Genomic DNA, 24,234 nt, shown 5'->3' on the forward strand with positions numbered 1-24,234 from the left:
CGGGGGTGGCTGGTGGGACTGGTTTCCGGGGCCTGCTATTGGCCGTTTTCCTGCGGGTCGGCCAGCACTTCGGCGACACGTTCGACCGCTTGGCGCAAAGCGGGTTGCTCCGGTCCGTGCCGTAGCAGGTCACGGGACGATGCGGGCAGCACACCAGGTAGGTCCGTACCGAAAAGGGCCCGCAAATCGGCCACAGTGGCCCCCTGGGCCCCGAAACCGGGCGCCAGGACCGGTCCGTTCAGCCCGGCGAGCGCGAGCTCTCCCGGCGCAACGGTGGCTCCGACGACCACACCCACATCGCCGAGCGGCGCGGCTCCGTCGTTGAGTGCCGCCGCTTCGTCGACGATCGCCTGCGCGACGGTGCGCCCGTCGGGCAGTTTCGCGTTCTGCACGGCGGCCGCTTCGGGGTTGGAAGTTCGCGCAAGCACGAAGATGCCGCGCCCCGCGGCGACCGCCGTTTCGGCGCATTGGGCCAAAGAGCCGAACCCGAGATAGGGCGAAACGGTGATCGCGTCGGCCGCGATCGCCGCGCCGTCGGCCACGTACGCGGCCGTGTAGGCCGCCATCGTGGAGCCGATGTCGCCGCGCTTGACGTCCAGCAGCACGAGCGCGCCCGCCTCCCGGGCCGTTTCCACGACCCGTTCGAGGACGCGGACACCGGCCGCCCCGAAACTTTCGAAGAACGCCGACTGCGGCTTCACGATCGCCGTGCGCGCCGCCAGGACCTCCGTGGCGGACAGCGCGAAGCGTTCGAGGCCCGACGCGTCCACCGGGAGCCCCCAGGCCTCGATGAGGCCCGGGTGGGGGTCGATCCCGGCGCACAGCGGGCCGCGGGCCGCGACGGCCTTCGCCAGCCGCGCCCCGAACCGCTCCCCCGCCGAAGCCGTCACGACTTCGCCTTGAGCGCCGCCTGCAGCTCCTGCAGGGACTTGACCCCGATGTCACCGCGGATCAGCGCCTCGATGCCGTGCACGGCCGCCGCTGCGCCCTGCACCGTGGTGACGCACGGGATGTCCCGGGACACCGCCGCGGTGCGGATTTCGTAGCCGTCGACGCGCGGACCGCTGTTGCCGTAGGGCGTGTTGATCACCATGTCGACGTCGCCGTTCAGGATGACGTCCACGATGTTCGGCTCGGCTTCGGTCGAACCCTCGTAGTGCTTGCGCACCACCGTGCAGGCGACCCCGTTGCGCCGCAGCACTTCCGCGGTGCCGGACGTGGCGAGGATCTCGAACCCGAGGTCCGCCAGGCGCTTCACCGGGAAGACCAGCGAGCGCTTGTCGCGGTTGGCGACCGAGACGAACACACGCCCGGACGTCGGCAACGAACCGTAGGCCGCGCTCTGGGACTTGGCGAACGCCTTGCCGAAGTCGACGTCGACGCCCATCACCTCGCCGGTGGACTTCATCTCCGGGCCCAGCAGCGAGTCGACGCCGTGGCCTTCGGGCGTGCGGAAGCGGTGGAAGGGCAGCACCGCTTCCTTCACCGCGACCGGCGAGTCGGCCGGCATCTGCCCGCCGTCGCCGTCGGCCGGGAGGACACCGCTCTCGCGCAGGTCCTTGATCGTCGAGCCGGTCATGATCAGCGCGGCGGCCTTCGCCAGCGGCACCGCCGTCGCCTTGGACACGAACGGCACCGTCCGCGACGCGCGCGGGTTGGCCTCCAGGACGTAGAGGACGTCGTCCTTGAGCGCGTACTGGACGTTCAGCAGCCCCCGCACCCCGACACCGCGCGCGATCGCCTCGGTGGAGCTGCGGACGGTCTGCAGGTCGGTGTGCCCGAGCGTGATCGGCGGCAGCGCGCACGACGAGTCGCCGGAGTGGATCCCGGCCTCTTCGATGTGCTCCATGACCCCGCCGAGGTACAGCTCTTCGCCGTCGAACAGCGCGTCGACGTCGATCTCGATGGCGTCGTCGAGGAACCGGTCGACCAGCACCGGGTGCTCCGGGGTGACCTCGGTGGCGCGGCGGATGTAGCCGGCCAGGGTCTCCTCGTCGTAGACGATCTCCATGCCGCGCCCGCCGAGCACGTAGGACGGCCGGACGAGCACCGGGTAGCCGATCTCGTCGGCGATCCGCTTGGCGCCCTCGAACGACGTCGCCGTGCCGTAGGCCGGCGCGGGCAGCCCGGCCTCGGTGAGCACCTCGCCGAACGCGCCGCGGTCCTCGGCCAGGTCGATGGCCTCCGGCGGCGTCCCGACCACCGGGACACCGGCGTCGGCGAGCCGCTTCGCCAGACCCAGCGGGGTCTGGCCGCCGAGCTGGACGATCACGCCGGCGACCGTGCCGGACGCCTGCTCGGCGTGCACCACCTCGAGGACGTCCTCGAAGGACAGCGGCTCGAAGTACAGCCGGTCCGAGGTGTCGTAGTCGGTGGACACGGTTTCCGGGTTGCAGTTGACCATGACGGCCTCGAACCCGGCCTCCCGCAACGCGATCGCCGCGTGCACGCAGGAGTAGTCGAACTCGATGCCCTGGCCGATCCGGTTCGGGCCCGAGCCGAGGATGAGCACCTTCGGCTTGTCCGTCTGCGCGGCCACTTCGGACTGCGCCTCGGGGTCGGACTCGTAGGCCGAGTAGTGGTAGGGCGTCTGGGCGGCGAACTCGGCCGCGCAGGTGTCCACGGTCTTGAACACCGGCCGCACGCCGAGGCGGTGGCGCAGCGCGCGGACGCCGTCCTCACCGGCCAGCTCCGGGCGCAGCGCGGCGACCTGGCGGTCGGACAGGCCGGTGCGCTTGGCGCGGCGCAGCAGGTCGCCGTCCAGCACCGGCGCGTCGCGGACCTCGGCGCCGACCTCGCCGATGAGGGCGATCTGGTCGATGAACCAGGGGTCGATGCCGGAGGCCTCGTGCACCTGCGCGACGGTGCCGCCCAGGCGAAGCGCGCGTTCCACTTCGTACAGCCGGCCCTCGTGCGCCGTGCGCAGCGAGTCCAAAGTGGACTCCAGCGTGACACCCTCGGGGTCCGGCAGCGTCCAGAAGCCGGTCGCCTTCGTCTCGATCGAGCGCATCACCTTGCCGAGCGCCTCGGGGAAGCTGCGGCCGAACGACATCGCCTCGCCGACGCTCTTCATCGTCGTGGTCAGCGTCGGGTCGGCGCCCGGGAACTTCTCGAAGGCGAACCGCGGCATCTTCACGACGACGTAGTCCAGCGTCGGCTCGAAGGCCGCCGGGGTCTCGCCGGTGATGTCGTTGGTGATCTCGTCGAGGGTGTAGCCGATGGCCAGCTTCGCGGCGATCTTGGCGATCGGGAAGCCGGTGGCCTTGCTTGCCAGGGCGCTGGAGCGCGACACGCGCGGGTTCATCTCGATGACGACCATCCGGCCGTCGGCCGGGTTGATCGCGAACTGGATGTTGCAGCCGCCGGTGTCGACGCCGACCTCGCGCAGCACGGCGATGCCGACGTCGCGCATCACCTGGTACTCGCGGTCGGTGAGGGTCATGGTCGGCGCCACGGTGACGGAGTCGCCGGTGTGCACGCCCATCGCGTCGACGTTTTCGATCGAGCACACGACCACGACGTTGTCGTGCTTGTCGCGCATGAGCTCGAGCTCGTACTCCTTCCAGCCGAGCACGCTCTCCTCGATGAGCACCTCGGTGACCGGGGACTCGGTGAGCCCGGTGGAGGCGAGCCGCTCGAGGTCCTCGGGCGTGTGCGCCATGCCGGAGCCGAGCCCGCCCATGGTGAAGCTCGGCCGGATGACGACCGGCAGCCCCAGGTCCTCGACGGTCGCGCGGACCTCGTCCATGTCGTGGCAGACGCGGGAGCGCGGGACCTCGGCGCCGATGGTGCGCACGATGTCCTTGAACTTCTGCCGGTCCTCACCACGCTGGATGGCGTCGATGTCGGCGCCGATCAGCTCGACGCCGTACTTGTCGAGCACACCGCGCTCGTGCAGGGCGACGGCGCAGTTGAGCGCGGTCTGCCCGCCGAGGGTGGCCAGGATCGCGTCCGGCCGTTCGGCGGCGATGACCTTCTCCACGAAGTCCGGCGTCACCGGCTCGATGTAGGTCGCGTCGGCGAACTCCGGGTCGGTCATGATGGTGGCCGGGTTCGAGTTCACCAGGGAGACACGCAGCCCTTCGGCGCGCAGCACCCGGCAGGCCTGGGTGCCGGAGTAGTCGAACTCTGCGGCCTGCCCGATCACGATCGGCCCGGAGCCGATCACCAGCACGTGCTGGATGTCCGTCCTCTTCGGCATCAGTTACCTTCTTTCACCAGGCGCCGCAAGCCGTCGCGGAAGACCTGAAAGCTTTTGGATCGGTTGTTCTCGATGTCCATGTGGGGCGTGATCGCCTCGGCGGTAGCCACCTTCGGCAAGCGGTCGCGGAGGTACCCCGTGGACCGGAGGAGGTCCTCCAGCGCACGCGACGCCTTGCCTGTGCCATCAGGATCGCGGTAGCGCGCCTGCTTGCCCAAGTCCTCCGGCACCCTGCCGTGTGCCGCGCACAGGGCCGGGACGTCGCCGAGAAACCAGGACTCCAGCTCGTCGATCACTACGCGGTGCAGAACGAACTCGGACGGAAGTCCCGCTTTCTCGCCCATGCCGACCAGGTGGCGCTTGAGTTCCCGGCAGTCCTCGGCGTCCCGGTCGACGAGTACGACAACCCGAAGCGCCTCCCACTTGATCCGGGCCGCGAACCCGCGCAGGATTCCGGGCAACCGCTTGAGCAGATCCTGCTTGCCTTGAAAGCGCCGGACGGCGAAGGACACGTCCTCACCGACGATCTTCGGAACCAGGGTTTTCAACGCTGCTTCCGCCGACGGCTCCTCGACCAGGATCTCGACGTGGATCACCGGAGTTGCCCCGGCCGGTCGAGGGGATCACCGAGGCCGAAGAACCCCTCGGTCCAGAGGTTCCCCACCAGACCCCCGTTGTCGACCATGGCCATCAGCCGAGGGATGTCCGCGGCCCGACGGGCCTGCGAGAAGCCGGATTCGTCGCGGAACAGCATCCAGACCTCGTCGGGGTGCAGAGCGTCGACGAACTCGGGCGCGTGGGTGGCAACCATGACCTGACCAGCCGCTTCTGCCCCCCGCGCGTCCTCGGCGAGGCGGTAGTGGAGCCTCGGGTGAACCTGCTTCTCCGGCTCTTCGACCAGCAGCACCGAGGTGTCGGTCCGGAGGGCGACCAGGTAGCCGAGCAGTTGCAGCGTTCCGTCGGAGATGTTGTCCGGGAGAATGGGCAATGCTTCGTCCCATTCCCTCAGCCGGACGATCCAAGTTCCGTCGCCGAGCCTGAAGGGCTCGATGTCTTCCAGCCTCGGCACGTACTTGCGCAGCGAAGTGATGATCTCCGCCCACACAGACGGGCGTTCGGTGCGGAGCCGCTCGATCACCACACCGATGTTCCGTCCGGAAGACGAGAGACGCGCCGCCCGGCTCGCTCTGGTACCCCGGCGCATAGCCTCGATGTCCAGGTCCGAGACCAGAATTCCGGATACGAACCGATGGAACTCGGCGATTTCGGCATTGGCCGCGAACTGGCTGACCACACCGACTCCGAGCAGGTCAGGGGTTGCGAACTCGACCCGCTCATCGTCGCCCGGCCGGCGCACAGTTCCCTTGCCCCGGCGAAGGTTCAGCACGTCGAACGATATCTCCGCGCCGGCCGGCTGCCAGGTGAGCTTCTCCTCGGCTACCACCGGGACGTCGTTCTCATGATCGACCACCAACCGGTACTGCCCGGACGCGTCACCGACCCGGAAGTCCAGTTCGAACGACACCGGCTCGTCCCCACCTCGCGTGCCAATCTCCGCGATTCCGTCGCGGATGTCCCACGCGTGGACCAGACCCGACCGAAACGACTCGGCCACGAAGGACAAGGCGTCGAAAACCGTCGACTTGCCACTCCCGTTCGGCCCGATCAGCGCCGTCACCGGCGTCAGTCCGGCCAGTTCGACGTCCCGGAGCACCCGGAAGTTCCGGATCCGGATCCGCTCGATACCGGTCGTGAGCGTCACGACCGCTTCTCCATGAGCGAAACGAAATCGTCGAACAGGGGGGCCGCGTCGTGCGGGCCGGCCGCGGCTTCGGGGTGGTACTGGACCGAGAACGCCGGGACGTCGAAGGCCCGCAGGCCCTCGACCGCGCCGTCGTTGGCGCAGTAGTGGCTGACCTGAGCCGCGCCGAAGGGCGACTCGAAGCGCTGCCCTGGCTCGCCTTCGAGGGCGAAGCCGTGGTTCTGCGCGGTGATCGCCACCGACTTCGTGGCGACGTCGATCACCGGGATGTTGATGCCGCGGTGGCCGTAGCGCATCTTGTACGTCTCCAGGCCGAGCGCGCGGCCCAGGACCTGGTTGCCGAAGCAGATGCCGAACAGCGGGATCTCGCGGCCGAGGACCTGCTTGGTCAGCTCGGTCGCGTGGGTCGTGGTGGCCGGGTCGCCGGGGCCGTTGGAGAGGAAGACGCCGTCCGGCTCGATGGCCAGGAGCTCGTCCAAGGTCGACGTCGAGGGCAGCACGTGCACCTCGATGCCGCGCCGGACCATCTGCCGCGGGGTGTTGGACTTGATGCCCAGGTCGAGCGCCACCACCCGGAAGCGCGTCTCCCCGTCAGGCGAGATCACGTAGGGGCGAGGCGTCGAGACCTGGCCGGCCAGGTCCGCGCCCTCCATCTTCGGGCTGGCCAGCACTTCGGCGACCATCTCGTCGACGGTGCCCAGCGCGTCGCCGGAGAAGACCCCGGCGCGCATCGCGCCGAGCTCACGCAGGTGCCGCGTCAGCGAGCGGGTGTCGACCTCGGCGATGCCGACGATCCCCTGGTTCACCAGCTCCTCGTCCAGGGTGCGCTTGGCGCGCCAGTTGGACGGCGTGCGCGCGGGGTCGCGCACCACGTAGCCGTTGACCCAGATCTTCGCCGACTCGTCGTCCTCGTCGTTCCAGCCGGTGTTGCCGATCTGCGGCGCGGTCTGCACCACGATCTGCCCGTGGTAGGACGGGTCGGTCAGCGTCTCCTGGTAGCCGGTCATGCCGGTGCAGAACACCGCCTCGCCGAGGCTCCGCCCCTGCGCGCCGTACGCGGCGCCGCGGAACACCCGGCCGTCTTCGAGCACCAGTGCGGCCTGAGCGCGCGCGTTCACTGGGCACCTCCCTTGATCTTCAGCTGGTCGATCCAGTGTGGATAGTCGTCGAGCTCGTCGCCGCGGAAGCCGGTGTCGAGCTCGGTGTCGCCGGCTCGCCAGGTGATGACCAGCAGGGCGTCGGTGCCCATCACCTTCCCGGCGATCTTGCTGTCGCGCCGGATCCCGGTGATCTCGGCCCGCGGGATCCAGAAGTCGGGGGCGCCGCCGCGTTCGACCGCGACGCCGCCTTCGTGGAGCCGCCAGACCGCGCCGGTGCGCAGGCCCGCGCCCCGGGTGACGACGCGGTCCTGCCAGTTGCCTGCCGTCGTGGTGGCGACGTAGACGCCGGTGGACTCGAGCAGGATCGCACCGGGGTCACTGGGGATTTGCTCGAACGGCGGCACCTGCACGCTCTGCGAGCGCGCCTTGCGCCGCCAGCCGAGGTACATGCCCCACAGGCAGAGCAGGAAGAAAGCGACGATCGCCAGCACCAGCCACAGGCGTTCCATCAGCAGATCTTCCCGTCCCGGGCGGTGACCCGCCCGCGCAGCAGCGTCGCGGTCACCACGCCGGGCAGCCGCATTCCCTCGTACGGGGTGTTGGCGGCGATGCTGGCGAGCTCGGCGCCCCGGACCGTCCACTCGGCGTCCGGGTCGACGAGAGCCAGGTTCGCCGGCTCCCCCACCGCGACCGGCCGGCCGTGGTCGGGCAGGTTCCCGATCTCGGCGGGCCGCTCGCTCATGACGCGGGCGACGCCGCGCCAGTCGAGCAGCCCGGTGCGGACCATGGTCTCGGCCACGATGGACAGTGCCGTCTGCAGCCCGAGCATGCCCGGCCGCGCGGCACTCCACTCGGTGTCCTTGTCCTGCACCGCGTGCGGGGCGTGGTCGGTGGCGACGCAGTCGATGACGCCTTCCGCGAGCGCGGCCCGCAGCTTTTCGGCGTCGGACTCGGTGCGCAGCGGCGGGTTCACCTTGTTGACCGGGTCGTAGGTGGCCAGGCGCTCGTCGGTGAGCAGCAGGTGGTGCGGCGTGACCTCGGCCGACACCTTCGTGCCGCGGTCCTTCGCCCAGCGCAGCACGTCCGCGGTGCCCGAAGTGGACACGTGGCAGACGTGCAGCCGCGCGTTCGCGTGCAGCGCCAGGAGGCAGTCTCGGGCCACGATGGACTCTTCCGCCGCGGCCGGCCAGCCGGTGTAGCCGAGCCGGGCCGCGCGCTCGCCCTCGTGCGCCTGGGCGCCGACGGTCAGCCGCGGCTCCTCGGCGTGCTGCGCGATGACGACGTCGAGCGCGGTCGAGTACTCCAGCGCGCGGCGCATCAGCAGCGGGTCGGCGACGCAGAGGCCGTCGTCGGAGAAGACCTTCACCTGGGCCTGCGACTTCGCCATCGTGCCCAGCTCGGCGAGCTTCTCGCCCTTGAGCCCGACGGTGACCGCGCCGACCGGGTGGACGTCGACCAGGCCGACCTCCTGCCCGCGGCGCCAGACGTGGTCGACGATCACGGCGTTGTCGGCGACCGGGTCGGTGTTGGCCATGGCGAACACCGCCGTGTAGCCGCCGAGCGCCGCCGCGGCCGAACCGCTGTCGATCGTCTCGGTGTCTTCGCGGCCGGGTTCGCGCAGGTGGGTGTGCAGGTCGACGAAGCCCGGCAGGAGGACCTGACCGGCGGCTTCGATGACTTCGGCGGCTGCGGTGTCTTCGGGGGCGTCGACGGCGCCGATCGCGGTGATCACGCCGTCCTCGACCAGGACGTCGACCGGGTCGCCTTCGCCGTAGGGCCGGGCGCCCTTGATCAGGATGGTCACGCGGCGGCTCCTTCGCTGGCCAGGAGGTGGTAGAGGACCGCCATGCGGACGTGCACGCCGTTGCGGACCTGTTCGGTGATGGCCGAGGCCGGGGAGTCGGCGACCGCGCTCGCGATCTCCATCCCGCGCAGCATCGGGCCGGGGTGCAGGACGACCGCGTGGTCCGGCAGCAGCTTCTGCCGCCGTTCCGAAAGGCCGTACGCGATCGAGTACTCACGCGCGCTCGGGAAGAACCCGCCGTGCATCCGTTCGGCTTGGACCCGCAGCATCATCACGGCGTCGACCGCGGGCAGCTCGGCGTCCAGGTCGTGCGAAACGGTCACCGGCAGGCTTTCCACGCCGTACGGCAGCAGCGTCGGCGGCGCGACCAGCACCACCTCCGCGCCGAGCGCGGCGAGCAGGTGGATGTTCGAGCGGGCGACGCGGCTGTGCAGGACGTCCCCGACGATCGCGACCCGGCGGTCCTTCAGCGAGCCGAGCCGCTCCCGCAGCGTGGCCGCGTCGAGCAGCGCCTGCGTGGGGTGCTCGTGGGTGCCGTCACCGGCGTTGACCACCGAGGTGCCGGGCTCGGCGAGCCACTCCGAGAGCCGCTGGGCGGCGCCGCTGGCGGGGTGCCGGACGATCACGCAGTCGGCGCCCGCGGCGGCCAGCGTCAGGGCGGTGTCGCGCAGGGACTCCCCCTTGTTGACCGAGGAGCTGGACGCCGAGACGTTGATCACGTCCGCGCTCATCCACTTCCCGGCGATCTCGAACGACACCCGGGTGCGCGTCGAGTTCTCGTAGAACAGGGTGATCACCGTGCGGCCGCGCAGTGTCGGCAGCTTCTTGACCTCGCGGCCGAGCAGGGTGTGCTTCAGCTCGTCGGCGGTGTCCAGCACGGCGGTGGCGACCGCCGGGTCGAGCCCGTCGGTGGCGAGCAGGTGCTTCACGAGTCTTCTCCAGGGGCTTCGGCCGGGCCGCCTTCCGACGGGCGCAGCAGCACGGCGTCGCGGCCGTCGATCTCGGCCAGCAGGACCGACACCCCCTCGGTGCGGGCGGTCGGCACGTTCTTGCCCACGTAGTCGGCGCGGATCGGCAGCTCACGGTGACCTCGGTCGACGAGGACCGCCAGCTGGACCGCGCGGGGGCGGCCGTGATCACGGAGGGCATCGAGCGCGGCCCGGATCGTGCGGCCGGAGAAGAGCACGTCGTCGACCAGGATCACCACCCGGTCGTCGATGCCGTCGGGCGGCAGCTGCGTCTGTTCGAGCGCGCGCGGCGGACGGCGGCGCAGGTCGTCCCGGTAGAGGGTGACGTCGAGGGCGCCGGTCGGCGGGCGGAGGCCGGAGAACTCGCCGATCTTGCCGGCCAGGCGGTTCGCGAGCGGCGTGCCGCGGGAAGGGATGCCGAGCAACACGGGCGGGGTAGTGCTCTCCGCACCGTTCGCGGTCTTTTCGATGACCTGATGGGCCATTCGGGCGATCGTGCGCGCGACATCGCCGGCCGTCAGGAGCTCGCGCTCCCCGGCCGAACCAGCCGCGCCACGCGGACGTGACGACAAACCGGACTCCTTCCCCGCCTCACCGGACGGGTCCTTAAAGGACGTCTGTTCCCCTGCTGGTCGGGGCTTTCGCACCGACAGTAGCAGGCACTTTGCTCAGTCTTACGGGTGGTGTGGCGTGATTCGCGGCAAGCTCGCGCTTGACCTGGTGACAACAATGCGTAACCATTACTCTGAGTATTCGACTCGAAGAGTCCCCTGGACCGGTCACCCCGACCGGAAAGGGGGTGGAGAACGGAGAACGACCAGATGGGCGATTACGCCAAGGCGCTCGGGGCCAAGCTCCGCGGGATCCGCCAGCAGCAGGGCCTGTCCCTGCACGGGGTCGAGCAGAAGTCCGGTGGGCGCTGGAAGGCCGTCGTCGTCGGCTCGTACGAGCGTGGCGACCGTGCCGTCACCGTGCAGAAGCTGGCCGAGCTGGCCGACTTCTACGGCGTGCCGGTGGTCGAGCTGCTGCCCGAGGGCCGGGTCCCCTCCGGCGCGGAGCCCGCCACCAAGATCGTGATCAACCTCGAGCGCCTGCAGCAGCTGCCGGCCGAAAAGGTGGGCCCCCTGGCCCGCTACGCGGCGACGATCCAGAGCCAGCGCGGCGACTACAACGGCAAGGTGCTCTCGATCCGGACCGAGGACCTGCGGTCCCTGGCGATCATCTACGACATGACGCCGGGCGAGCTGACCGAGCAGCTCATCGACTGGGGTGTCCTCCCCCCGGAGGCGCGCCCGTCCAAGGAAGACTGATCAGGTGCTGCGCCGACGCAGTGAGCGTCCCCCGGTGGGGCACCGGAGACGCTCACTGGCTCGTCGGGGGGCTCGCAGCACCTAGAGAACGGCGCGGAGGCGGTCGGCGATGGTGCCGATCCGGCCCAGCACGCCGTTGACGAACCGCGGTGAGTCGTCCGTGGACAGTTCCTTCGCGAGGCCCACGGCCTCGTCGATCGCGACCGGGTCCGGCACGTCCTCAGCCCAGAGCAGCTCGTAGACCCCGACCCGCAGCACCGCGAGGTCGACCTTCGGCATCCGCTCCAGGGTCCAGCCCTGCGCGTGCTCGGCCAGCAGCTCGTCGATCTGCGTCTTCCGCGCGGTGACGCCCTCGACCAGGCTGATCGTGTAGTCCCCGATCGGGTCCACCTCGGTCGCCCCGACGCGGTCGGCCAGCAGCGTCACCGGGTCGGCGTCACGCTGCGAGGCCTCGTAGAGCATTTCCACCGCGCGACGGCGCGCCTGCCGCCGGCTGATCGCGCCGCCGCGGTTCGGGTGGGGCTTCGAAGTCGGCATCAGCTGGAGACGCGGCCCAGGTAACGGCCGTCACGGGTGTCGACCTTGATCTTCTCGCCGGTGGACAGGAACAGCGGGACCTGGATCTCCGCGCCGGTCTCCAGCGTCGCCGGCTTGGTGCCGCCGGTCGAGCGGTCGCCCTGCAGGCCCGGGTCGGTGTGCTGGATGAGGATCTCGACCGAGGTCGGGAGCTCGACGTAGAGCGCCTCGTTCTCGTGCACCGCGACCTGGACCTCGGTGTTCTCCAGCATGTAGTTGGCGTTGTCGCCGACGACCGCGGCCAGCACGGTGATCTGGTCGTAGGTGTCGCCGTCCATGAACACGAAGTCCTGGCCGTCCTTGTACAGGTAGGTCATGTTCCGGCGGTCCACCGTGGCCGTCTCGACCTTCGTGCCCGCGTTGAACGTCTTGTCGACCACCTTGCCGGTGAGCACGTGCTTGAGCGTCGTGCGCACGAAGGCGCCGCCCTTGCCCGGCTTGACGTGCTGGAACGCGGTGACGGTCCACAGCTGGCCCTCGAGGTTGAGGACGAGCCCGTTCTTCAGGTCGTTGGTCGTGGCCACGAGCTTGCAGTCTCCTGTGTCGAATCTTCGGGTTCGGGGCCGCTGTCAGACGACCACGAGGTTCTTGGTGCTCAGGGTGAGGAGCTCGGGCTCCCCGGCCCGCACGACGAGCGTGTCCTCGATGCGCACGCCACCGCGCCCAGCGAGGTAGACGCCGGGCTCGACGGTGACCGCCATACCGGCGGACAGTGTACCGACGCCCGTCGCGGCCAGGCTCGGTGCCTCGTGGATCTGCAGGCCGACGCCGTGTCCGAGACCGTGCGCGAAGTGCTCGCCGTGGCCCGCGTCCGCGATCACGCCGCGCGCCGCGGCGTCCACTTCGGACACATCGGCGCCCGGCGCAACGGCCCGGGCGCCGGCCGCCTGCGCGGCGTGCACGAGGTCGTAGACCTCCCGCTGCCAGTCCGCGGGCGCGCCGAGGACGAAGGTGCGCGTCATGTCGGAGTGGTACCCGTCGACGGTCGCGCCGAAGTCCAGCTTGACGAAGTCCCCGCGCTTCAGCTCGGCGTGCGTGGGCTGGTGGTGCGGGATCGCCGAGTGCGCGCCGGCGGCGACGATGGTGGCGAAGCTGGGCTCGGCCGAGCCGTGCTCCAGCATGCGGTTCTCCAGGTCACGGGCCACCTCCAGCTCGGTCCGCCCGGGCCGCAGCCCGCCGGCCGCGACGAGGTCGTCCAGCGCCCGGTCCGCGGCGGCGCACGCCTGGCGCAGCGCGTCGACCTCGGCTTCGTCCTTGACCAGCCGCAGCCGCTCGACGAGCCCCGGCGTCCGCTCGAGGGCGAGGTGCTCGCGGAGGGTCTCGTACTCCTCGACGCTGACGTGCTGGCTCTCGAAGCCGACCCGCTCGGCCTTCCCGGCGCGCCGGACGAGCGCGTCGGCGCTGGGCCGTTCGATGACCCGTTCGAGGTCGGGGACCTCGGCGGCCGCTTGGGTGGTGTAGCGGCCGTCGGTGCAGAAGAGCGTCTTCCCGTCGCCTTCGGCGCGCAGCAGCACGGCGGCGTTCGAGCCGGTGAAGCCGGTCAGGTAGCGGATGTTGAGCAGATCGGTGACCAGCAGCGCGTCGAGGCCGGCTTCGGTCAGAAGCCCGTGCAGCGCCGCCCGGCGTCGTCCATGGGTTTCAGGCACGACGTCCAGCCTAGTGGGCCGGGCGGGCAACCTTCGTCGCCTTCCGCGCCGGGAAGCGACTCGCCAGTAACCTGGCCTACACTCCGCAGGATGAGCGCCTGGGTGATTCGCGGGCTCGGGATGGCGGTGCTCCACGGCGCGGCCATCACCCTCCTCGCCAAGTACGCCGTCTACCACCCCACCGACCAGACGCTGGTGGTGTCGGTGGCGCTCGCGGTGCTGGTCGGCACCGCGGCGCTGTGGAGCGCCCTGGACGCCTGGCGGGGGCTGGCCGACCGGGGCAAGGTCTGGTTCATCTCGGCGCTGATCGCCGGCCCGGTGGCCGGAGTCCTGTACGTGATCGGGCGCGCGGTGTTCGTCGACCAGACGGGGATTTCGGAGCTGGGCGGCGCACTGACCGGCGGCGCGGCGTTCTCGGCGTTGCTGGTGCTGGTCCCGGCGGGCCTGGGGTTGTTCGTCGGCGGGCGGATCGGGCGTTCTCGGCCGGTCTCGGAAGACTCGGTTGACGAGCCGGTCGAGGAACCGGCGGAGGCGCCTTCGCCGCGGCCTCGGCCCCGGCCTGCTCGCCGCCCGGTGGCCGCGGGCGATCGAGCCGACGGCTCCGGCCGCCCAATGGCCGCGGGCGACCGGACCGATGGCTCCGGGACTCCGCCACGGCCGATGCGGCGCCGTCAGCCGCCCAGGGAAGCTCCGCGCGGCTAGTTCTCGATTTCCCCCGAATGTGCCCCCCGGAGCGGGAACTCCGGATCACTTTCTCAGGGAAAGTGACGCTTGCCGACCGGGCAGGCGCCGGCTCAGTGGGGTCTCAGCGGGTCTCAGCCGGCGAGGGAAGCTCCGCGCGGGTAGCCGTCCCACTGGGCCGCCGTCAGCGGGCGGGCCGTCGAGGCGTTGCCCGCGACCACCCCGGGGTCGGGGACCCGCCACAGCCGGCGGTCGTCGAGGACCAGGGCGTACCCGCGGCCCGGCGCCTGGACCGCCTCCGCGCCGGAGCGCAGCCGCGCCGCCACCGGGAGGGCGCCGACCGCGAGTGGCGCCTTCTCCAGCAGTTCGCCGGCGAGGGCCGCGGCCACCGCACGGCGGTCGACCCGCACCCGCTTCCCGGCGCGGACCAGGTCCATCGTGCGTTCCGGCGAGGGCATCGTGACCCCGTCGAACGTCGCGGCCACCCGGGCCGGGTTCGCGCAGGCCTGGCTGTCCTGCAGGTCCAGCCCGAAGTGGCGCAGGCCGGTCGGGGCGCCGGCGGTGCCGATCGCGGTCGCGCGCACGACGTCGAACGGCACCCGGTCGCACGGGTCGGCCGACGACAGCGGCGCGTGCCCGTCCGACCGGCGCACCAGCCCGGGGCCCTCCTTCCACGGCCCGGGGACCACCACCGGCCGGAAGGGGTTCTCGGTGAAGTCCGCGGTCCAGAAGGTGAGCGTGGTCCCGGCGTCGGTCTCGTGCGCGACGACGAACGCGTCGAGCGCGCCCACCCACATCAGGTCGGCGCTGAAGCCGTCGACGACCGAGCGGCCGCGCGGCGCCGCCGTGGACGAGACCGGCACGAACCCGCCGACGTCCAGCGCCTGCACCCCACCGCCGAACGCGGGGTCGGGCGAGCGCAGCACGAACTGCCCGGCGCCGTTCCAGCCGGCGGCGCGGCCGGTGGTGTCGGTGAACATCAGGTAGAACCAGCCGTCGAGGTAGACGGCCGAGGGCTGGCCGGCGCCGTAGACGTTCGCGCGGTGCACGTCGTGCGACGGCCCGAGGATCGGCCGCCCGTTCGCCGCCCGCGTCCAGTGCACCCCATCGGTGCTGGTCGCGAGCCCGACGGCGTTCCCGAGCGCGTGGTCACCGGCGGCGCCGGTGTAGTAGAGGTAGTACGTCGAGCCGACCCGTAACACGGACGGGTCACAGGTGTGCATGCCGTCGAACTGCCCGGGCGCCCCGGAGAAGACGGCAGCGGGGATCCCGCCCCCGGGCGCGGTGAAGGGGCCGTCGATCGACTGTGCCTGGGCGTAGAGGATGTCGTCCCCGGCGGGTCCGGCGCCGCCGTACTGGCTGCACCACCACATCCGGGTCTGCCCATGGTCCAGCATGACGGAGGGCCCGTAGTTGTAAACGGCATCCGCCCCACCGGCGGCGATCACCCCGCCACTCTGCCGAGGGTCACCCGAAGGAAGTTTGACGTCGATCGGCCGCGGCGGGGCGGTGGTCTTCCCGCCCGCGATGGCCGGCTGGTCCCCCGCTGCCTGCGGCTGGGCGTAACCCTGGGTGCAGCCCGCGACCAGGAACGCCGCCAGCGCACTGACGAGCAAGGCACGAGCGGGTCGCCGACCCCCACGACGAAACGGGCGCACGACACCGGAGTGTAGCGAGAGCGCCCCCGACCGAGTGATGACGCTCCCGGTCGGGGGTCGCCTGATCGTTTGTGCCTCGATCGGTGCGCCGGGGTGGCTGGGGGCGTTGTGCGGCAAGGATCTTGGTTGCCGGGCGGCGGAGCTGCGACGATCCGGTTTGCGGGTACGAGCGCACGCCTCGCGCTTGGTTTGCCCGGCGGCGCTCCCTGGTTCGCCGGGCGGCGGGCCGCGGCCGCCGCAGGTAACCAGCCGCACCGAAGCCCGATTCGCCGACGACGCAGCACGGCCGCCTCAGATGACCAGCCGAGCCGATCCACGGTTCACCGCCGATGGGCCGCGGCCGCCTCAGGTGGCCGGTCGGTGGTGCACTCGGCTTGCAGCTGGGCGGTCGGGCCGCCTCACACGGGCGGTGGCGGGCCTTCCATCGCGACCAGCTCGACCTCGAAGCCCGCGTCGTTCTCGAGGTAAGCCGCGTAGTGCGCTTCGCCGCCCGCGTACGGGTAGCGATCCGCGAACAGCGGGCGCCAGCCGTGGTCGGGGGCCTGCTCTGCCAGGGCGTCGACCTCGGCTCGGGTGGCCACGTGCAGCGCCACGTGGTTCAGACCCGGGCGGGTGCGCTCGTGCTCTGTTGCGCTCAGTGCCGGTGATGCCTCGACCACCAGGTACGTTCCGCCCCGCCGCCAGCTGACTCCCGCGGGCCAGCGCTGGAACTCCCGCCAGCCGAGCTCGCCGAGCAGCCAGCCCCAGCTCCGCTCCGCCGCCGCGAGGTCCGGCGCCCACAGCTCGATGTGGTGCGGCCGCCCGTGCTCGGTCGGGAGCGCCACCAGCACACGGTGCAGGTCGCCGTAGTGGACGCCCGTGCCCACGTCGAGGAAACCCAGGCGCCCGGCCACTTTCCGGCTTGCCGCGTTGTTCTCGTGCACCAGCGCCCACACCGCCGGGAGCCCGAGCGCGCCCAGGCCGTGGTCCAGCAGCGCGCGGGCGGCCTCGGTCGCCAGGCCCTGCCCGGTGTGCGCGCCCGTCACGTAGTAGCCGAGCTCGGCCACCCCGCCCGGCAGCTCCGTCGACGGGCGCAGGTGCGCGACGCCGACGACCTCGCCGTCGCGCTCGATCACCCAGTGGCCCTGGCCGGCCGGGCCGCGGTAGGCCAGGCGGCGGTCCACCATCGCGCCCGCCGCGGCCGGGTCGGAGAAGTCCGCCGCGAAGAAGCGGCTCATCTCCGGGTCTGCGAACACCTTCACCACGGCCTCGCGGTCGGCCTCGACCAGCTGCCGCAGCCGCAGCCGCGCCGTCGTCAGCGTCGGCAGTGTCATCCCGGGTGCGCGGCGAGCCACCGCAGGGCGAGCGGGTAACCGTCGACGCCGAGACCGGCGATCACCGCGGTCGCGATGTCGGAAAGCACGCTGTGGTGCCGGAACTCCTCCCGCTTGTGCACGTTCGAGATGTGCAGCTCGATCAGCGGCGCGCTCAGCTGCGCCGCGGCGTCGCGCACCGCGATCGAGTAGTGCGTCCACGCGCCGGCGTTGAGGACCACCGGGTTGCCGCCGTCGGCGGCTTCGTGCAGCCAGCCGACCAGCTCGCCTTCGAAGTCGGTCTGCCGGACCTCGACTTCGATCCCTAGCTCTTCACCGGTCTTGACGCACAGCGCGGCGAGGTCGTCGTGGGTCGTCGAGCCGTAGACCGACGGCTCGCGCTTGCCGAGCCGCCCCAGGTTGGGGCCGTTGAACACGAACGCCTTCACAGCAGCACGCTCCCGCCGGCCTTCGGGGCGTCGGCGGCGATCGCCGAGTAGGCGCCCGCGAGCAGCGACGGGTCGGGGCCTTCGAGCCGGCCGGGCTTGCCGAGGCCGTCGAGGACGACGAACCGCAGCACCCCCGAGCGGGTCTTCTTGTCGCCCTTCATGGTCTCCAGCAGCTGGGGCAGCGCGTCGGCGTCGTACGTCGTCGGCAGGCCGAGCAGCTTCAGCACGGCGGCGTGGCGCTCGGCGGTGGCGTCGTCGAGCCGCCCGGCCAGCCGCGCGAGCTCGGCGGCGAACACCAGCCCGACACTCACCGCGGCGCCGTGGCGCCACCGGTACCGCTCGCGGCGCTCGATGGCGTGGCCGAGGGTGTGGCCGTAGTTGAGGATCTCGCGCAGGTCGGACTCGCGCAGGTCGGCGGCCACGACGTCGGCCTTCACCTGGATCGAGCGGCGGACCAGCTCGGCCAGCACGTCACCGGTCGCGTCGAGCGCGGCGGCCGGGTCGGCCTCGATCAGCTCGAGGATCCGCGGGTCGGCGATGAAGCCCGTCTTCACGACCTCGGCCATCCCGGCGACGAGCTCGTTCGGCGGGAGCGTCTCCAGCGTCGCCAGGTCGACGAACACCGCACTCGGCTCGTGGAACACCCCGACGAGGTTCTTGCCCGCCTCGGTGTTGATGCCGGTCTTGCCGCCGACCGCGGCGTCGACCATGCCGAGCAGCGTCGTCGGCACGTTGACCAGCCGCACCCCGCGCATCCAGGTCGCCGCGACGAACCCGGCGAGGTCGGTGACGGCGCCGCCGCCGAGCCCGACGACCACCCCGCGGCGGTCCAGCCCGATCCGGCCGAGCACCTCCCAGCAGAAGCTGGCGACGGTGAGCGCCTTGCCGTCCTCGGCGTCCGGGATCTCGACGCGGTGCGCGTCGAGGCCCGCCGCGTTCAGCTCCTCGCGGATCGCCTCGGCGGTGGTGGTCAGCGTGGGCGGGTGGATCAGCGCGATCTTCGAGGCGTCGGCCAGCTGCGTGGTGAGGTCGCCGAGCAGGCCGCGCCCGATCACCACGTCGTAGGGATGGGCGGTGGCGACCGGGATGCGCACCGGGTCGGACATCGGGTGACTCACTCCTTGGCTTCGGCGGGGACGACGAGCTCCGCCGCGAGGTCCGCGACGATCTCGGCGGGCGTCCGGTCGTCGGTGACGACCTCGACGGTGGCGACCTCGCGGTAGACGGGCACCCGCTCGTCGAGCAGTTTCTTGAACGTGGCGCGAGGGTTCACCCCGGCCAGCAGCGGCCGCGCGGAAGACAGGCCGGTGCGCTGCACGCCGGCGGCGAGGCCGACGTTCAGGAACACGACGGTGTGCTCCGCGAGCCGGGCCCGGGTGCCGGGCGTGAGCGGCGCGCCGCCACCGAGGGACAGAACACCGTCGTGCTCCGCCAGCGCCGTGGCGACGGCCTCCGCTTCCAGCGCCCGGAAGGCCGGTTCGCCGTCTTCGGCGAAGATGTCGGAGATGCTGCGCCCGGCGCGCGCGACGATGTCGTCGTCACTGTCCCGGAACGCGACACCGAGCGCCGCCGCCAGCATCGGCCCGACTGTGCTCTTGCCCGAGCCGGGCGGCCCGACGATCACCGCGCGAGGGCTCACCACCGCTCCTCGAGGGCCTTGAGGTACGCCTCGGCGTTGCGCTTGCTCTCGACGAGGGAGTCGCCGCCGAACTTCTCCAGCGCGGCGTCGGCGAGGACGAGCGCCACCACCGACTCCAGCACGACTCCCGCGCGTGGCACCGCGCAGACGTCCGAGCGCTGGTGGATGGCCACCGCGGGCTCACCGGTCTTGACGTCCACAGTGGACAGTGCTTTGGGGACGGTCGAGATCGGCTTCATCGCGACGCGCACCCGCAGCGGCTCGCCGTTGGTGATGCCGCCTTCCAGACCGCCCGCGCGGTTCGACCGGCGGGTGACGCCGACCGGGCCGGAGCCGCGGTCGATCTCGTCGTGCGCCTGGCTGCCCCAGCGGCGGGCGGTGGTGAAGCCGTCACCGACCTCGACGCCCTTCATCGCCTGGACGCCCATGAGCGCGCCCGCGAGCCGCGCGTCGAGCCGGCGGTCCCAGTGGACGTGGGAGCCGAGGCCCGGCGGCAGCCCGTAGGCGAGGACCTCGATCACGCCGCCGACGGTGTCCCCCGCCTTCCGCACGGCGTCGACCTCGGCGACCATCGCGTCGGTGCCCTCCTGGCTGAAGGCGCGCACCGGGCTCTCGTCGATGGCGGGCAGGTCGGCCGCGACCGGCAGCGGGCCTTCGGGCGCGTCCGCGCCGCCGATCGAGACGACGTGGCTGAGGATCTCGACCCCGAGCAGCTGCTTGAGGAAGTTGCGGGCGACGGTGCCGAGCGCGGTCCGCGACGCCGTCTCGCGGGCGCTGGCGCGTTCGAGGACCGGGCGGGCCTCGTCGAAGCCGTACTTCTGCATGCCGGGCAGGTCGGCGTGGCCGGGGCGGGGGCGGGTGAGCGGTTCGTTGCGCGCGAGGCCCTCGAGGATCTGCGGGTCGACCGGGTCGGCCGCCATCACCTGCTCCCACTTGGGCCACTCGGCGTTCTCGATCTGGATCGCGACCGGGCCGCCCTGGGTGAGGCCGTGGCGGACGCCGCCGAGGAAGTCGATGTGGTCGGTCTCGAAGCCCATCCGCGGGCTGCGGCCGAAGCCGAGGCGGCGCCGGGCCAGCTGCTCGGTGACGTCGGCGGTGGTGACCCCCACGCCGGCGGGCATGCCTTCGAGCACGGCGGCCAGCGCGGGTCCGTGCGATTCACCTGCGGTGATCCAGCGCAACATGTCCTCAATCCTGTCACGGGCGCCGACGGGGGCGGAAACGTGTTCCGGTCACTGCGCGGCCGGGAAGATCGCGCACAGCCAGGTGGCCGTGAGCAGGGCCGGACCGTGCGGCACGCGGCCGCGTCCCCGCACGATCGCGACGGCCAGGCTGAGCGGCGCCGCCAGGACGGCCGCGAGCGCGAGGGCGGGCCAGCCGGCCGCACCCAGGACGGCGCCGAGGCTGCCGGACAGCTTCACGTCACCCGCGCCGAGGCTTCGAGGCGCGGCCTGCCGGACCATCGCGTGAGTGCCGCCGAAGAGCAGGGCGCCGATGGCAGCGCGCACGGCGAGCGACGGGCCCCCGCCGCCGAGCGCGGCCGCTCCGACGGCGGCGCCGAAGAGCGGGTAGGCGGGGAGGGTGAGCACGTCCGGGAGCCGGAGGTGGCGCAGGTCGGCGAAGGCGAGCGGGACCGCGACGACGGTCAGCAGGACGGGCACCGGCAGCCACCAGCCGGGGAGGGCGCCGGCGAGCCGGGCGGTCGTGACCACGGCCACGCCGAGGGCGGCGAGGACCGCGGTGGCCGCGACGGGGATCGGCGCGGCGGCGCGTTTCAGCAGGGCCGCGGTGACGGGTGCGGTAGCGGCGGCCGCTGTGGCCGCCGCGGTGGTGACGAGGATCGGGGAGGTCATGGGTCCAGCGTGCGGCGGGCGGGTTGAGCAGGGCAAACGGCGGGCGTCACGAACGGACCGTTCGCTGCGTTCCGGGGTGGATTTCACTCCTGTGGGTGGCCGGGGAGGCGTGATTGAAGGGGCAACACCCGTGATTGGAGAGGCATCAAGCGTGATTGAGGGGGCATCACGCGTGGTTGGAGGGACGACTCGCGTACCTGGGTGGACGACACGTGCCCAGAGGAGGTGAGTGGGCCGCTCGTCCGGCGGAGCCGGACGAGCGGGCCGAGCGGGACCAGCGGGACTAGAGGGACAGGCGGAGCAGGGGGCGGCCGCTTCCGCCGCGGACCTCCAGCGCCGTCAGGTCCGACCGCTGCAGGGCCGTGCCGATCACGATGCGGGCCGTGTTGTCCGGGACCGCCTTCCACGTCGCCAGTACCGTCTCCGTGCCGTTGCGGGCGATCGCCACCAGCAGGTAGTCGCCGCCGCTGCGGCCGCCCGTGTAGCTGCACGACATGTCGACCTGGGTGCCCCAGTCGAACGTGTCGAGGCGGGCGTCCGCGCGCACCGGGAACTGGCCCAGCGCCGTCATCTGGATCGCCGGCGGGCCCGACGGCGCCGGCCACGCGGCCACCACGCCGAGCGCGACGCACGCCGAAACCGCGAGCGCGGCCGACACCGACGTCACCGCGAACCGGATCCGCCGCCCGCGCCGGACGCGGCGCAGCACCGAAGGCAGCAGCTCCGGCGGAGGCGGCCCGGCGTCGAAGACCGCGGCCGGCGTGTCCACCCTGGCCAGCAGCCCCGGCAGGCCCGCCAGCTCGCGCACCGAAGCCGCGCACCGGTCGCACTCCCGCAGGTGCTGCTCGAAGCGCTGGCGGTCCTCGGGGGCGAGCGCCCCCAGCACGTACGCCGCGTCGAACGTCGCGAACGGGTCCTCGCTCACTGGGTCACCCCCCTCTCCTCCAACACCAGACGCAGCGCGCGCAACGCGTAGTGCGTACGCGACTTGACCGTCCCCTCGGCCACGCCGAGCCGTTCCGCCGCGTCGGCGACGGAGTACCCCTGGAAGTAGCACAGCAGCAGCACCTCGCGGTGCCGTTCCGACAGCTCCGCGAGGGCTTCCGCGACGAGCCAGCCCTGCACCGCGCGGTCGGTCCCGTCCGCCACGGCCCGCTCCGGCGGCTGGTCGGTGACCACCTCCGAGCGGGCCGACGCCGAGCGCCAGCCGTCGATCGCGATGCGCCGCGCGACGGTGAACAGCCACGCCCGCGCCGAGCCCGTCGACTGGTCCAGCACCGTCGTCGACCGCCAGGCCCGCAGCAGCGTCTCCTGGACGACGTCCTCGGCACGGATCCGGTCACCGGAGGTCAGGTGGAGCGCGTAGGACCACAGCGCGCCCGCGTGCTCCTCGTGCAGGGCGCGCATCAGCGCGTCTTCGGCGACTTCCCCCACGAGCTCAGGCCGCTACTCGACGCCGGTCCTTCACGAACATCAGGGCGAGACCGCCGATGATGCAGACCGCCTCGGTGATCACACCCCAGTACTCCGGCTGGCTGGTGAACTGGTCGTGGTTGCCGGCGAAGCCGACCGTCGCGGCCAGCACGTACGCGCCGAGCGTCAGCACCCCGAAGCCGACCGCGCCCAGCGCGGGCAGCCAGTGCCGCCAGGCCAGCACCGCGATGGCGATGACCAGCCCGCCGATCGCGTCCAGCAGGAACAACGGGCCGACGATGCCCGGGTAGTCCTCGGTCCACAGGAAGTAGTGCACGCCCGCCGAGCCCAGCAACGCGGCCGCCACGACGATGCGCAGAACCCAACCCACCATGATCTTTCCTCCGCTCCACACCCACTCGGGTAGATACACGGAACAGGGGCCGATCCGGTTCACCGCGGATTGAACCGATGCGGTGTCGATCTCGTTCATTAGGGCATGACTGCCGAACTGCACTCCCGCCGCACCGTCCTCACCACCGGTGCCGCCGTCGCCGGCGCCGCCGTCGGCGCCGTCGCGCTCACCGCCTGTGGCTCGTCGGACGACGCCAAGTCCGGCACCGCCCAGGCCCCGATCGCCGCGGGCACGCCTCTGGTCGCGCTCGCCGACGTCCCGGTCGGGCAGGCGAAGGCCGCCAAGGCCCCGGACGGCTCCGACGTGATCGTGGCCCGGACGTCCGAATCGGCGTGCGCCGCCTTCAGCGCGATCTGCACGCACCAGGGCTGCACGGTCGCGCCGAAGGGCGCCGACCTCGTCTGCCCGTGCCACGGCTCGGTCTTCAACGCGCTCACCGGGGAGGTCAAGCAGGGCCCGGCGAACAAGCCGCTGCCGTCGGTGGCGGTCAAGGTCGAGAACGGGAAGGTCGTCACCGGCTGACGGGCCGGTCGGCACGAAGGGCCCTTGTGGACGGTCGTCCGCAAGGGCCCTTCGTGTGACAGAAAGAACTCAGGCGTCCCAGGCGAACAGCCGCTCGCCGGCGGTGACGTCGCGCTCGCCGTCCAAACCGGACAGCACGTCCGCCGAGGCGTCCAGCGCCACGACCGGGACGATCGCCGAATACCCCGCCGCGGTCACGGCTTCCGGGTCCCAGCTGACGATCGGCTGGCCGGCCCGCACCTGCTCGCCCTTGACGACGTGCAGCGTGAAGCCCTCGCCCTTCTCCTTGACCGTGTCGATTCCCAGGTGCACCAGCACCGCCTTGCCGTCGTCGGTCGCGACGACGTAGGCGTGCGGGTGCAGCGTCGCGACCGTGCCGTCGACCGGCGCGACCGCGTCGGACCGGCCGCCCGCGGGCTGCACCGCGAGGCCCGGGCCGACCATCGCCTCCGCGAACACCGGGTCGGGGACCTCGGTGATCGCCACCACGCGCCCGGCGACCGGGCTGAGGATCTCGAGGCTCACAGCAGGTCCTCGATGTCGCTGGCGATCGTGTCCGCCTCCGGCCCGACGATCACCTGCAGGGCCGTGGACCCCATCTTGACGACGCCCATCGCGCCGGCCTTCTTCAGCGCCGCCTCGTCGACGAGACCCATGTCGTCGACCTCACAGCGCAGCCGCGTGATGCAGCCTTCGATCTCGGTGAGGTTGCCCGCGCCGCCGAGTGCCGCGAGGATCTGTTCGGGCCTGTCATCCGCCATCGCGGTCTCCTTGATCGCTGTTTGTTCCCAACCTGACGCGAACCGCGTGTCCACCTGTACTACGCCGTTCGTCGGCATGCACCCCGCCGCGGGCCACGAACGGATAACGGTGGTTGACACCCGTCCGCGCGGCGGAGCATCCTGCCCCATCAGATTCATTGGTCTAGACCGGAACGTACCAATG

General features: G+C 71.8%; 27 protein-coding genes. 3 read left to right on the forward strand and 24 right to left on the reverse strand.

Going from position 1 to position 24,234, the window contains the following annotated elements:
• Positions 1–35: 35 nt before the first annotated feature.
• Genes pyrF through pyrR form a run of 9 tightly spaced genes read right to left on the reverse strand, consistent with a single transcriptional unit; the run spans position 36 to position 10,407 of the window.
• Complete coding sequence (gene pyrF / locus ACZ61C_RS15535; protein WP_465307094.1) at positions 36–890, reverse strand: orotidine-5'-phosphate decarboxylase; 855 nt, start codon at positions 888–890, stop codon at positions 36–38.
• A complete protein-coding gene (gene carB, locus ACZ61C_RS15540; protein ID WP_465307096.1) occupies positions 887–4,201 on the reverse strand; it encodes a carbamoyl-phosphate synthase large subunit in 3,315 nt (1,104 codons plus the stop codon). Before carB ends, pyrF begins: the two co-directional genes overlap by 4 nt.
• Positions 4,201–4,797 carry a DUF4276 family protein gene (locus ACZ61C_RS15545; RefSeq protein WP_465307098.1) on the reverse strand — a complete coding sequence of 199 codons (597 nt, stop codon included), beginning with the start codon at positions 4,795–4,797 and terminating at the stop codon, positions 4,201–4,203. Before ACZ61C_RS15545 ends, carB begins: the two co-directional genes overlap by 1 nt.
• Positions 4,794–5,963 carry an AAA family ATPase gene (locus ACZ61C_RS15550; protein WP_465307100.1) on the reverse strand — a complete coding sequence of 390 codons (1,170 nt, stop codon included), beginning with the start codon at positions 5,961–5,963 and terminating at the stop codon, positions 4,794–4,796. Before ACZ61C_RS15550 ends, ACZ61C_RS15545 begins: the two co-directional genes overlap by 4 nt.
• On the reverse strand, positions 5,960–7,081 hold the full coding sequence (gene carA / locus ACZ61C_RS15555) for a glutamine-hydrolyzing carbamoyl-phosphate synthase small subunit (protein WP_465307103.1): 1,122 nt from the start codon (positions 7,079–7,081) through the stop codon (positions 5,960–5,962). The genes ACZ61C_RS15550 and carA overlap by 4 nt, the downstream gene beginning before the upstream one ends.
• A complete protein-coding gene (locus tag ACZ61C_RS15560; protein WP_465307105.1) occupies positions 7,078–7,572 on the reverse strand; it encodes a PH-like domain-containing protein in 495 nt (164 codons plus the stop codon). The genes carA and ACZ61C_RS15560 overlap by 4 nt, the downstream gene beginning before the upstream one ends.
• Complete coding sequence (locus tag ACZ61C_RS15565) at positions 7,572–8,867, reverse strand: dihydroorotase (protein ID WP_465307107.1); 1,296 nt, start codon at positions 8,865–8,867, stop codon at positions 7,572–7,574. The genes ACZ61C_RS15560 and ACZ61C_RS15565 overlap by 1 nt, the downstream gene beginning before the upstream one ends.
• Positions 8,864–9,796, reverse strand: a complete 933-nt coding sequence (locus tag ACZ61C_RS15570; protein WP_465307109.1) for an aspartate carbamoyltransferase catalytic subunit — start codon at positions 9,794–9,796, stop codon at positions 8,864–8,866. Before ACZ61C_RS15570 ends, ACZ61C_RS15565 begins: the two co-directional genes overlap by 4 nt.
• Positions 9,793–10,407 (reverse strand): bifunctional pyr operon transcriptional regulator/uracil phosphoribosyltransferase PyrR, encoded by a 615-nt coding sequence (gene pyrR / locus ACZ61C_RS15575; protein WP_465307111.1) that lies wholly within the window; start codon positions 10,405–10,407, stop codon positions 9,793–9,795. The genes ACZ61C_RS15570 and pyrR overlap by 4 nt, the downstream gene beginning before the upstream one ends.
• 249 nt (positions 10,408–10,656) lie before the next feature.
• Here pyrR and bldD point away from each other — a divergent pair, with 249 nt between their 5' ends.
• Complete coding sequence (gene bldD / locus ACZ61C_RS15580; RefSeq protein ID WP_003096372.1) at positions 10,657–11,145, forward strand: transcriptional regulator BldD; 489 nt, start codon at positions 10,657–10,659, stop codon at positions 11,143–11,145.
• 81 nt (positions 11,146–11,226) lie between these two features.
• On the opposite strand, the gene nusB is transcribed toward bldD, so the two are convergent.
• The 3 genes from nusB to ACZ61C_RS15595 are packed head-to-tail and all read right to left on the reverse strand — an operon-like array spanning position 11,227 to position 13,367.
• On the reverse strand, positions 11,227–11,682 hold the full coding sequence (nusB, locus tag ACZ61C_RS15585; RefSeq protein WP_465307114.1) for a transcription antitermination factor NusB: 456 nt from the start codon (positions 11,680–11,682) through the stop codon (positions 11,227–11,229).
• Entirely contained in the window at positions 11,682–12,245 is a 564-nt protein-coding gene (gene efp, locus ACZ61C_RS15590) for an elongation factor P (protein WP_323335269.1), read from the reverse strand. Before efp ends, nusB begins: the two co-directional genes overlap by 1 nt.
• Positions 12,246–12,290: 45 nt before the next feature.
• Positions 12,291–13,367 (reverse strand): M24 family metallopeptidase, encoded by a 1,077-nt coding sequence (locus ACZ61C_RS15595; protein WP_465307116.1) that lies wholly within the window; start codon positions 13,365–13,367, stop codon positions 12,291–12,293.
• 90 nt (positions 13,368–13,457) lie between these two features.
• On the opposite strand from ACZ61C_RS15595, the gene ACZ61C_RS15600 reads away from it, so the two are divergent.
• Complete coding sequence (locus tag ACZ61C_RS15600; RefSeq protein WP_465307118.1) at positions 13,458–14,069, forward strand: B-4DMT family transporter; 612 nt, start codon at positions 13,458–13,460, stop codon at positions 14,067–14,069.
• Positions 14,070–14,182: 113 nt separating this feature from the next.
• Here ACZ61C_RS15600 and ACZ61C_RS15605 read toward each other — a convergent pair whose 3' ends face one another.
• From ACZ61C_RS15605 to ACZ61C_RS15650, 10 genes are all read right to left on the reverse strand, one after another.
• Positions 14,183–15,664 (reverse strand): beta-xylosidase, encoded by a 1,482-nt coding sequence (locus tag ACZ61C_RS15605; RefSeq protein ID WP_465307120.1) that lies wholly within the window; start codon positions 15,662–15,664, stop codon positions 14,183–14,185.
• Between the two features lie 440 nt (positions 15,665–16,104).
• Positions 16,105–17,019 carry a GNAT family N-acetyltransferase gene (locus ACZ61C_RS15610; protein WP_465307122.1) on the reverse strand — a complete coding sequence of 305 codons (915 nt, stop codon included), beginning with the start codon at positions 17,017–17,019 and terminating at the stop codon, positions 16,105–16,107.
• Positions 17,016–17,447, reverse strand: a complete 432-nt coding sequence (gene aroQ / locus ACZ61C_RS15615; protein ID WP_465307124.1) for a type II 3-dehydroquinate dehydratase — start codon at positions 17,445–17,447, stop codon at positions 17,016–17,018. The genes ACZ61C_RS15610 and aroQ overlap by 4 nt, the downstream gene beginning before the upstream one ends.
• Positions 17,444–18,553 (reverse strand): 3-dehydroquinate synthase, encoded by a 1,110-nt coding sequence (gene aroB, locus ACZ61C_RS15620; RefSeq protein ID WP_465307125.1) that lies wholly within the window; start codon positions 18,551–18,553, stop codon positions 17,444–17,446. The genes aroQ and aroB overlap by 4 nt, the downstream gene beginning before the upstream one ends.
• 8 nt (positions 18,554–18,561) lie before the next feature.
• Positions 18,562–19,086: a shikimate kinase gene (locus tag ACZ61C_RS15625; RefSeq protein ID WP_465307127.1), complete on the reverse strand. Its 525-nt coding sequence runs from the start codon at positions 19,084–19,086 to the stop codon at positions 18,562–18,564.
• Positions 19,083–20,270, reverse strand: coding sequence for a chorismate synthase (gene aroC, locus ACZ61C_RS15630; protein ID WP_465307129.1), 1,188 nt, complete (start codon positions 20,268–20,270; stop codon positions 19,083–19,085). The genes ACZ61C_RS15625 and aroC overlap by 4 nt, the downstream gene beginning before the upstream one ends.
• 48 nt (positions 20,271–20,318) lie before the next feature.
• Entirely contained in the window at positions 20,319–20,939 is a 621-nt protein-coding gene (locus ACZ61C_RS15635; RefSeq protein ID WP_465307131.1) for a prepilin peptidase, read from the reverse strand.
• Positions 20,940–21,222: 283 nt separating this feature from the next.
• Positions 21,223–21,864, reverse strand: a complete 642-nt coding sequence (locus tag ACZ61C_RS15640; RefSeq protein WP_465307133.1) for an anti-sigma factor family protein — start codon at positions 21,862–21,864, stop codon at positions 21,223–21,225.
• Positions 21,861–22,373: a sigma-70 family RNA polymerase sigma factor gene (locus tag ACZ61C_RS15645; RefSeq protein ID WP_465307135.1), complete on the reverse strand. Its 513-nt coding sequence runs from the start codon at positions 22,371–22,373 to the stop codon at positions 21,861–21,863. Before ACZ61C_RS15645 ends, ACZ61C_RS15640 begins: the two co-directional genes overlap by 4 nt.
• A 4-nt stretch (positions 22,374–22,377) precedes the next feature.
• Positions 22,378–22,746 (reverse strand): hypothetical protein, encoded by a 369-nt coding sequence (locus ACZ61C_RS15650; protein WP_465307137.1) that lies wholly within the window; start codon positions 22,744–22,746, stop codon positions 22,378–22,380.
• A gap of 105 nt (positions 22,747–22,851) precedes the next feature.
• On the opposite strand from ACZ61C_RS15650, the gene ACZ61C_RS15655 reads away from it, so the two are divergent.
• Entirely contained in the window at positions 22,852–23,289 is a 438-nt protein-coding gene (locus ACZ61C_RS15655; protein ID WP_465307139.1) for a QcrA and Rieske domain-containing protein, read from the forward strand.
• A 69-nt stretch (positions 23,290–23,358) separates the two neighbouring features.
• On the opposite strand, the gene ACZ61C_RS15660 is transcribed toward ACZ61C_RS15655, so the two are convergent.
• Together ACZ61C_RS15660 and ACZ61C_RS15665 are read right to left on the reverse strand one after the other, a co-directional pair.
• Positions 23,359–23,814 (reverse strand): PTS sugar transporter subunit IIA, encoded by a 456-nt coding sequence (locus ACZ61C_RS15660; RefSeq protein WP_465307141.1) that lies wholly within the window; start codon positions 23,812–23,814, stop codon positions 23,359–23,361.
• Complete coding sequence (locus tag ACZ61C_RS15665; protein WP_465307143.1) at positions 23,811–24,209, reverse strand: PTS sugar transporter subunit IIB; 399 nt, start codon at positions 24,207–24,209, stop codon at positions 23,811–23,813. Before ACZ61C_RS15665 ends, ACZ61C_RS15660 begins: the two co-directional genes overlap by 4 nt.
• Positions 24,210–24,234 lie beyond the last annotated feature (25 nt).

The organism is Amycolatopsis sp. NPDC104587 (genome assembly GCF_055583645.1).

What these genes read in the sequence shown, in the direction of transcription:
- ACZ61C_RS15635 (WP_465307131.1), bottom strand. Translation starts at nt 20,939, where the DNA reads ATGACCTCCCCGATCCTCGTCACCACCGCGGCGGCCACAGCGGCCGCC.
- bldD (WP_003096372.1), top strand. Translation starts at nt 10,657, where the DNA reads ATGGGCGATTACGCCAAGGCGCTCGGGGCCAAGCTCCGCGGGATCCGC.
- ACZ61C_RS15610 (WP_465307122.1), bottom strand. Translation starts at nt 17,019, where the DNA reads ATGACACTGCCGACGCTGACGACGGCGCGGCTGCGGCTGCGGCAGCTG.
- ACZ61C_RS15560 (WP_465307105.1), bottom strand. Translation starts at nt 7,572, where the DNA reads ATGGAACGCCTGTGGCTGGTGCTGGCGATCGTCGCTTTCTTCCTGCTC.
- ACZ61C_RS15600 (WP_465307118.1), top strand. Translation starts at nt 13,458, where the DNA reads ATGAGCGCCTGGGTGATTCGCGGGCTCGGGATGGCGGTGCTCCACGGC.
- aroC (WP_465307129.1), bottom strand. Translation starts at nt 20,270, where the DNA reads ATGTTGCGCTGGATCACCGCAGGTGAATCGCACGGACCCGCGCTGGCC.
- ACZ61C_RS15650 (WP_465307137.1), bottom strand. Translation starts at nt 22,746, where the DNA reads ATGGTGGGTTGGGTTCTGCGCATCGTCGTGGCGGCCGCGTTGCTGGGC.
- ACZ61C_RS15665 (WP_465307143.1), bottom strand. Translation starts at nt 24,209, where the DNA reads ATGAATCTGATGGGGCAGGATGCTCCGCCGCGCGGACGGGTGTCAACC.
- aroB (WP_465307125.1), bottom strand. Translation starts at nt 18,553, where the DNA reads ATGTCCGACCCGGTGCGCATCCCGGTCGCCACCGCCCATCCCTACGAC.
- carB (WP_465307096.1), bottom strand. Translation starts at nt 4,201, where the DNA reads ATGCCGAAGAGGACGGACATCCAGCACGTGCTGGTGATCGGCTCCGGG.
- nusB (WP_465307114.1), bottom strand. Translation starts at nt 11,682, where the DNA reads ATGCCGACTTCGAAGCCCCACCCGAACCGCGGCGGCGCGATCAGCCGG.
- ACZ61C_RS15655 (WP_465307139.1), top strand. Translation starts at nt 22,852, where the DNA reads ATGACTGCCGAACTGCACTCCCGCCGCACCGTCCTCACCACCGGTGCC.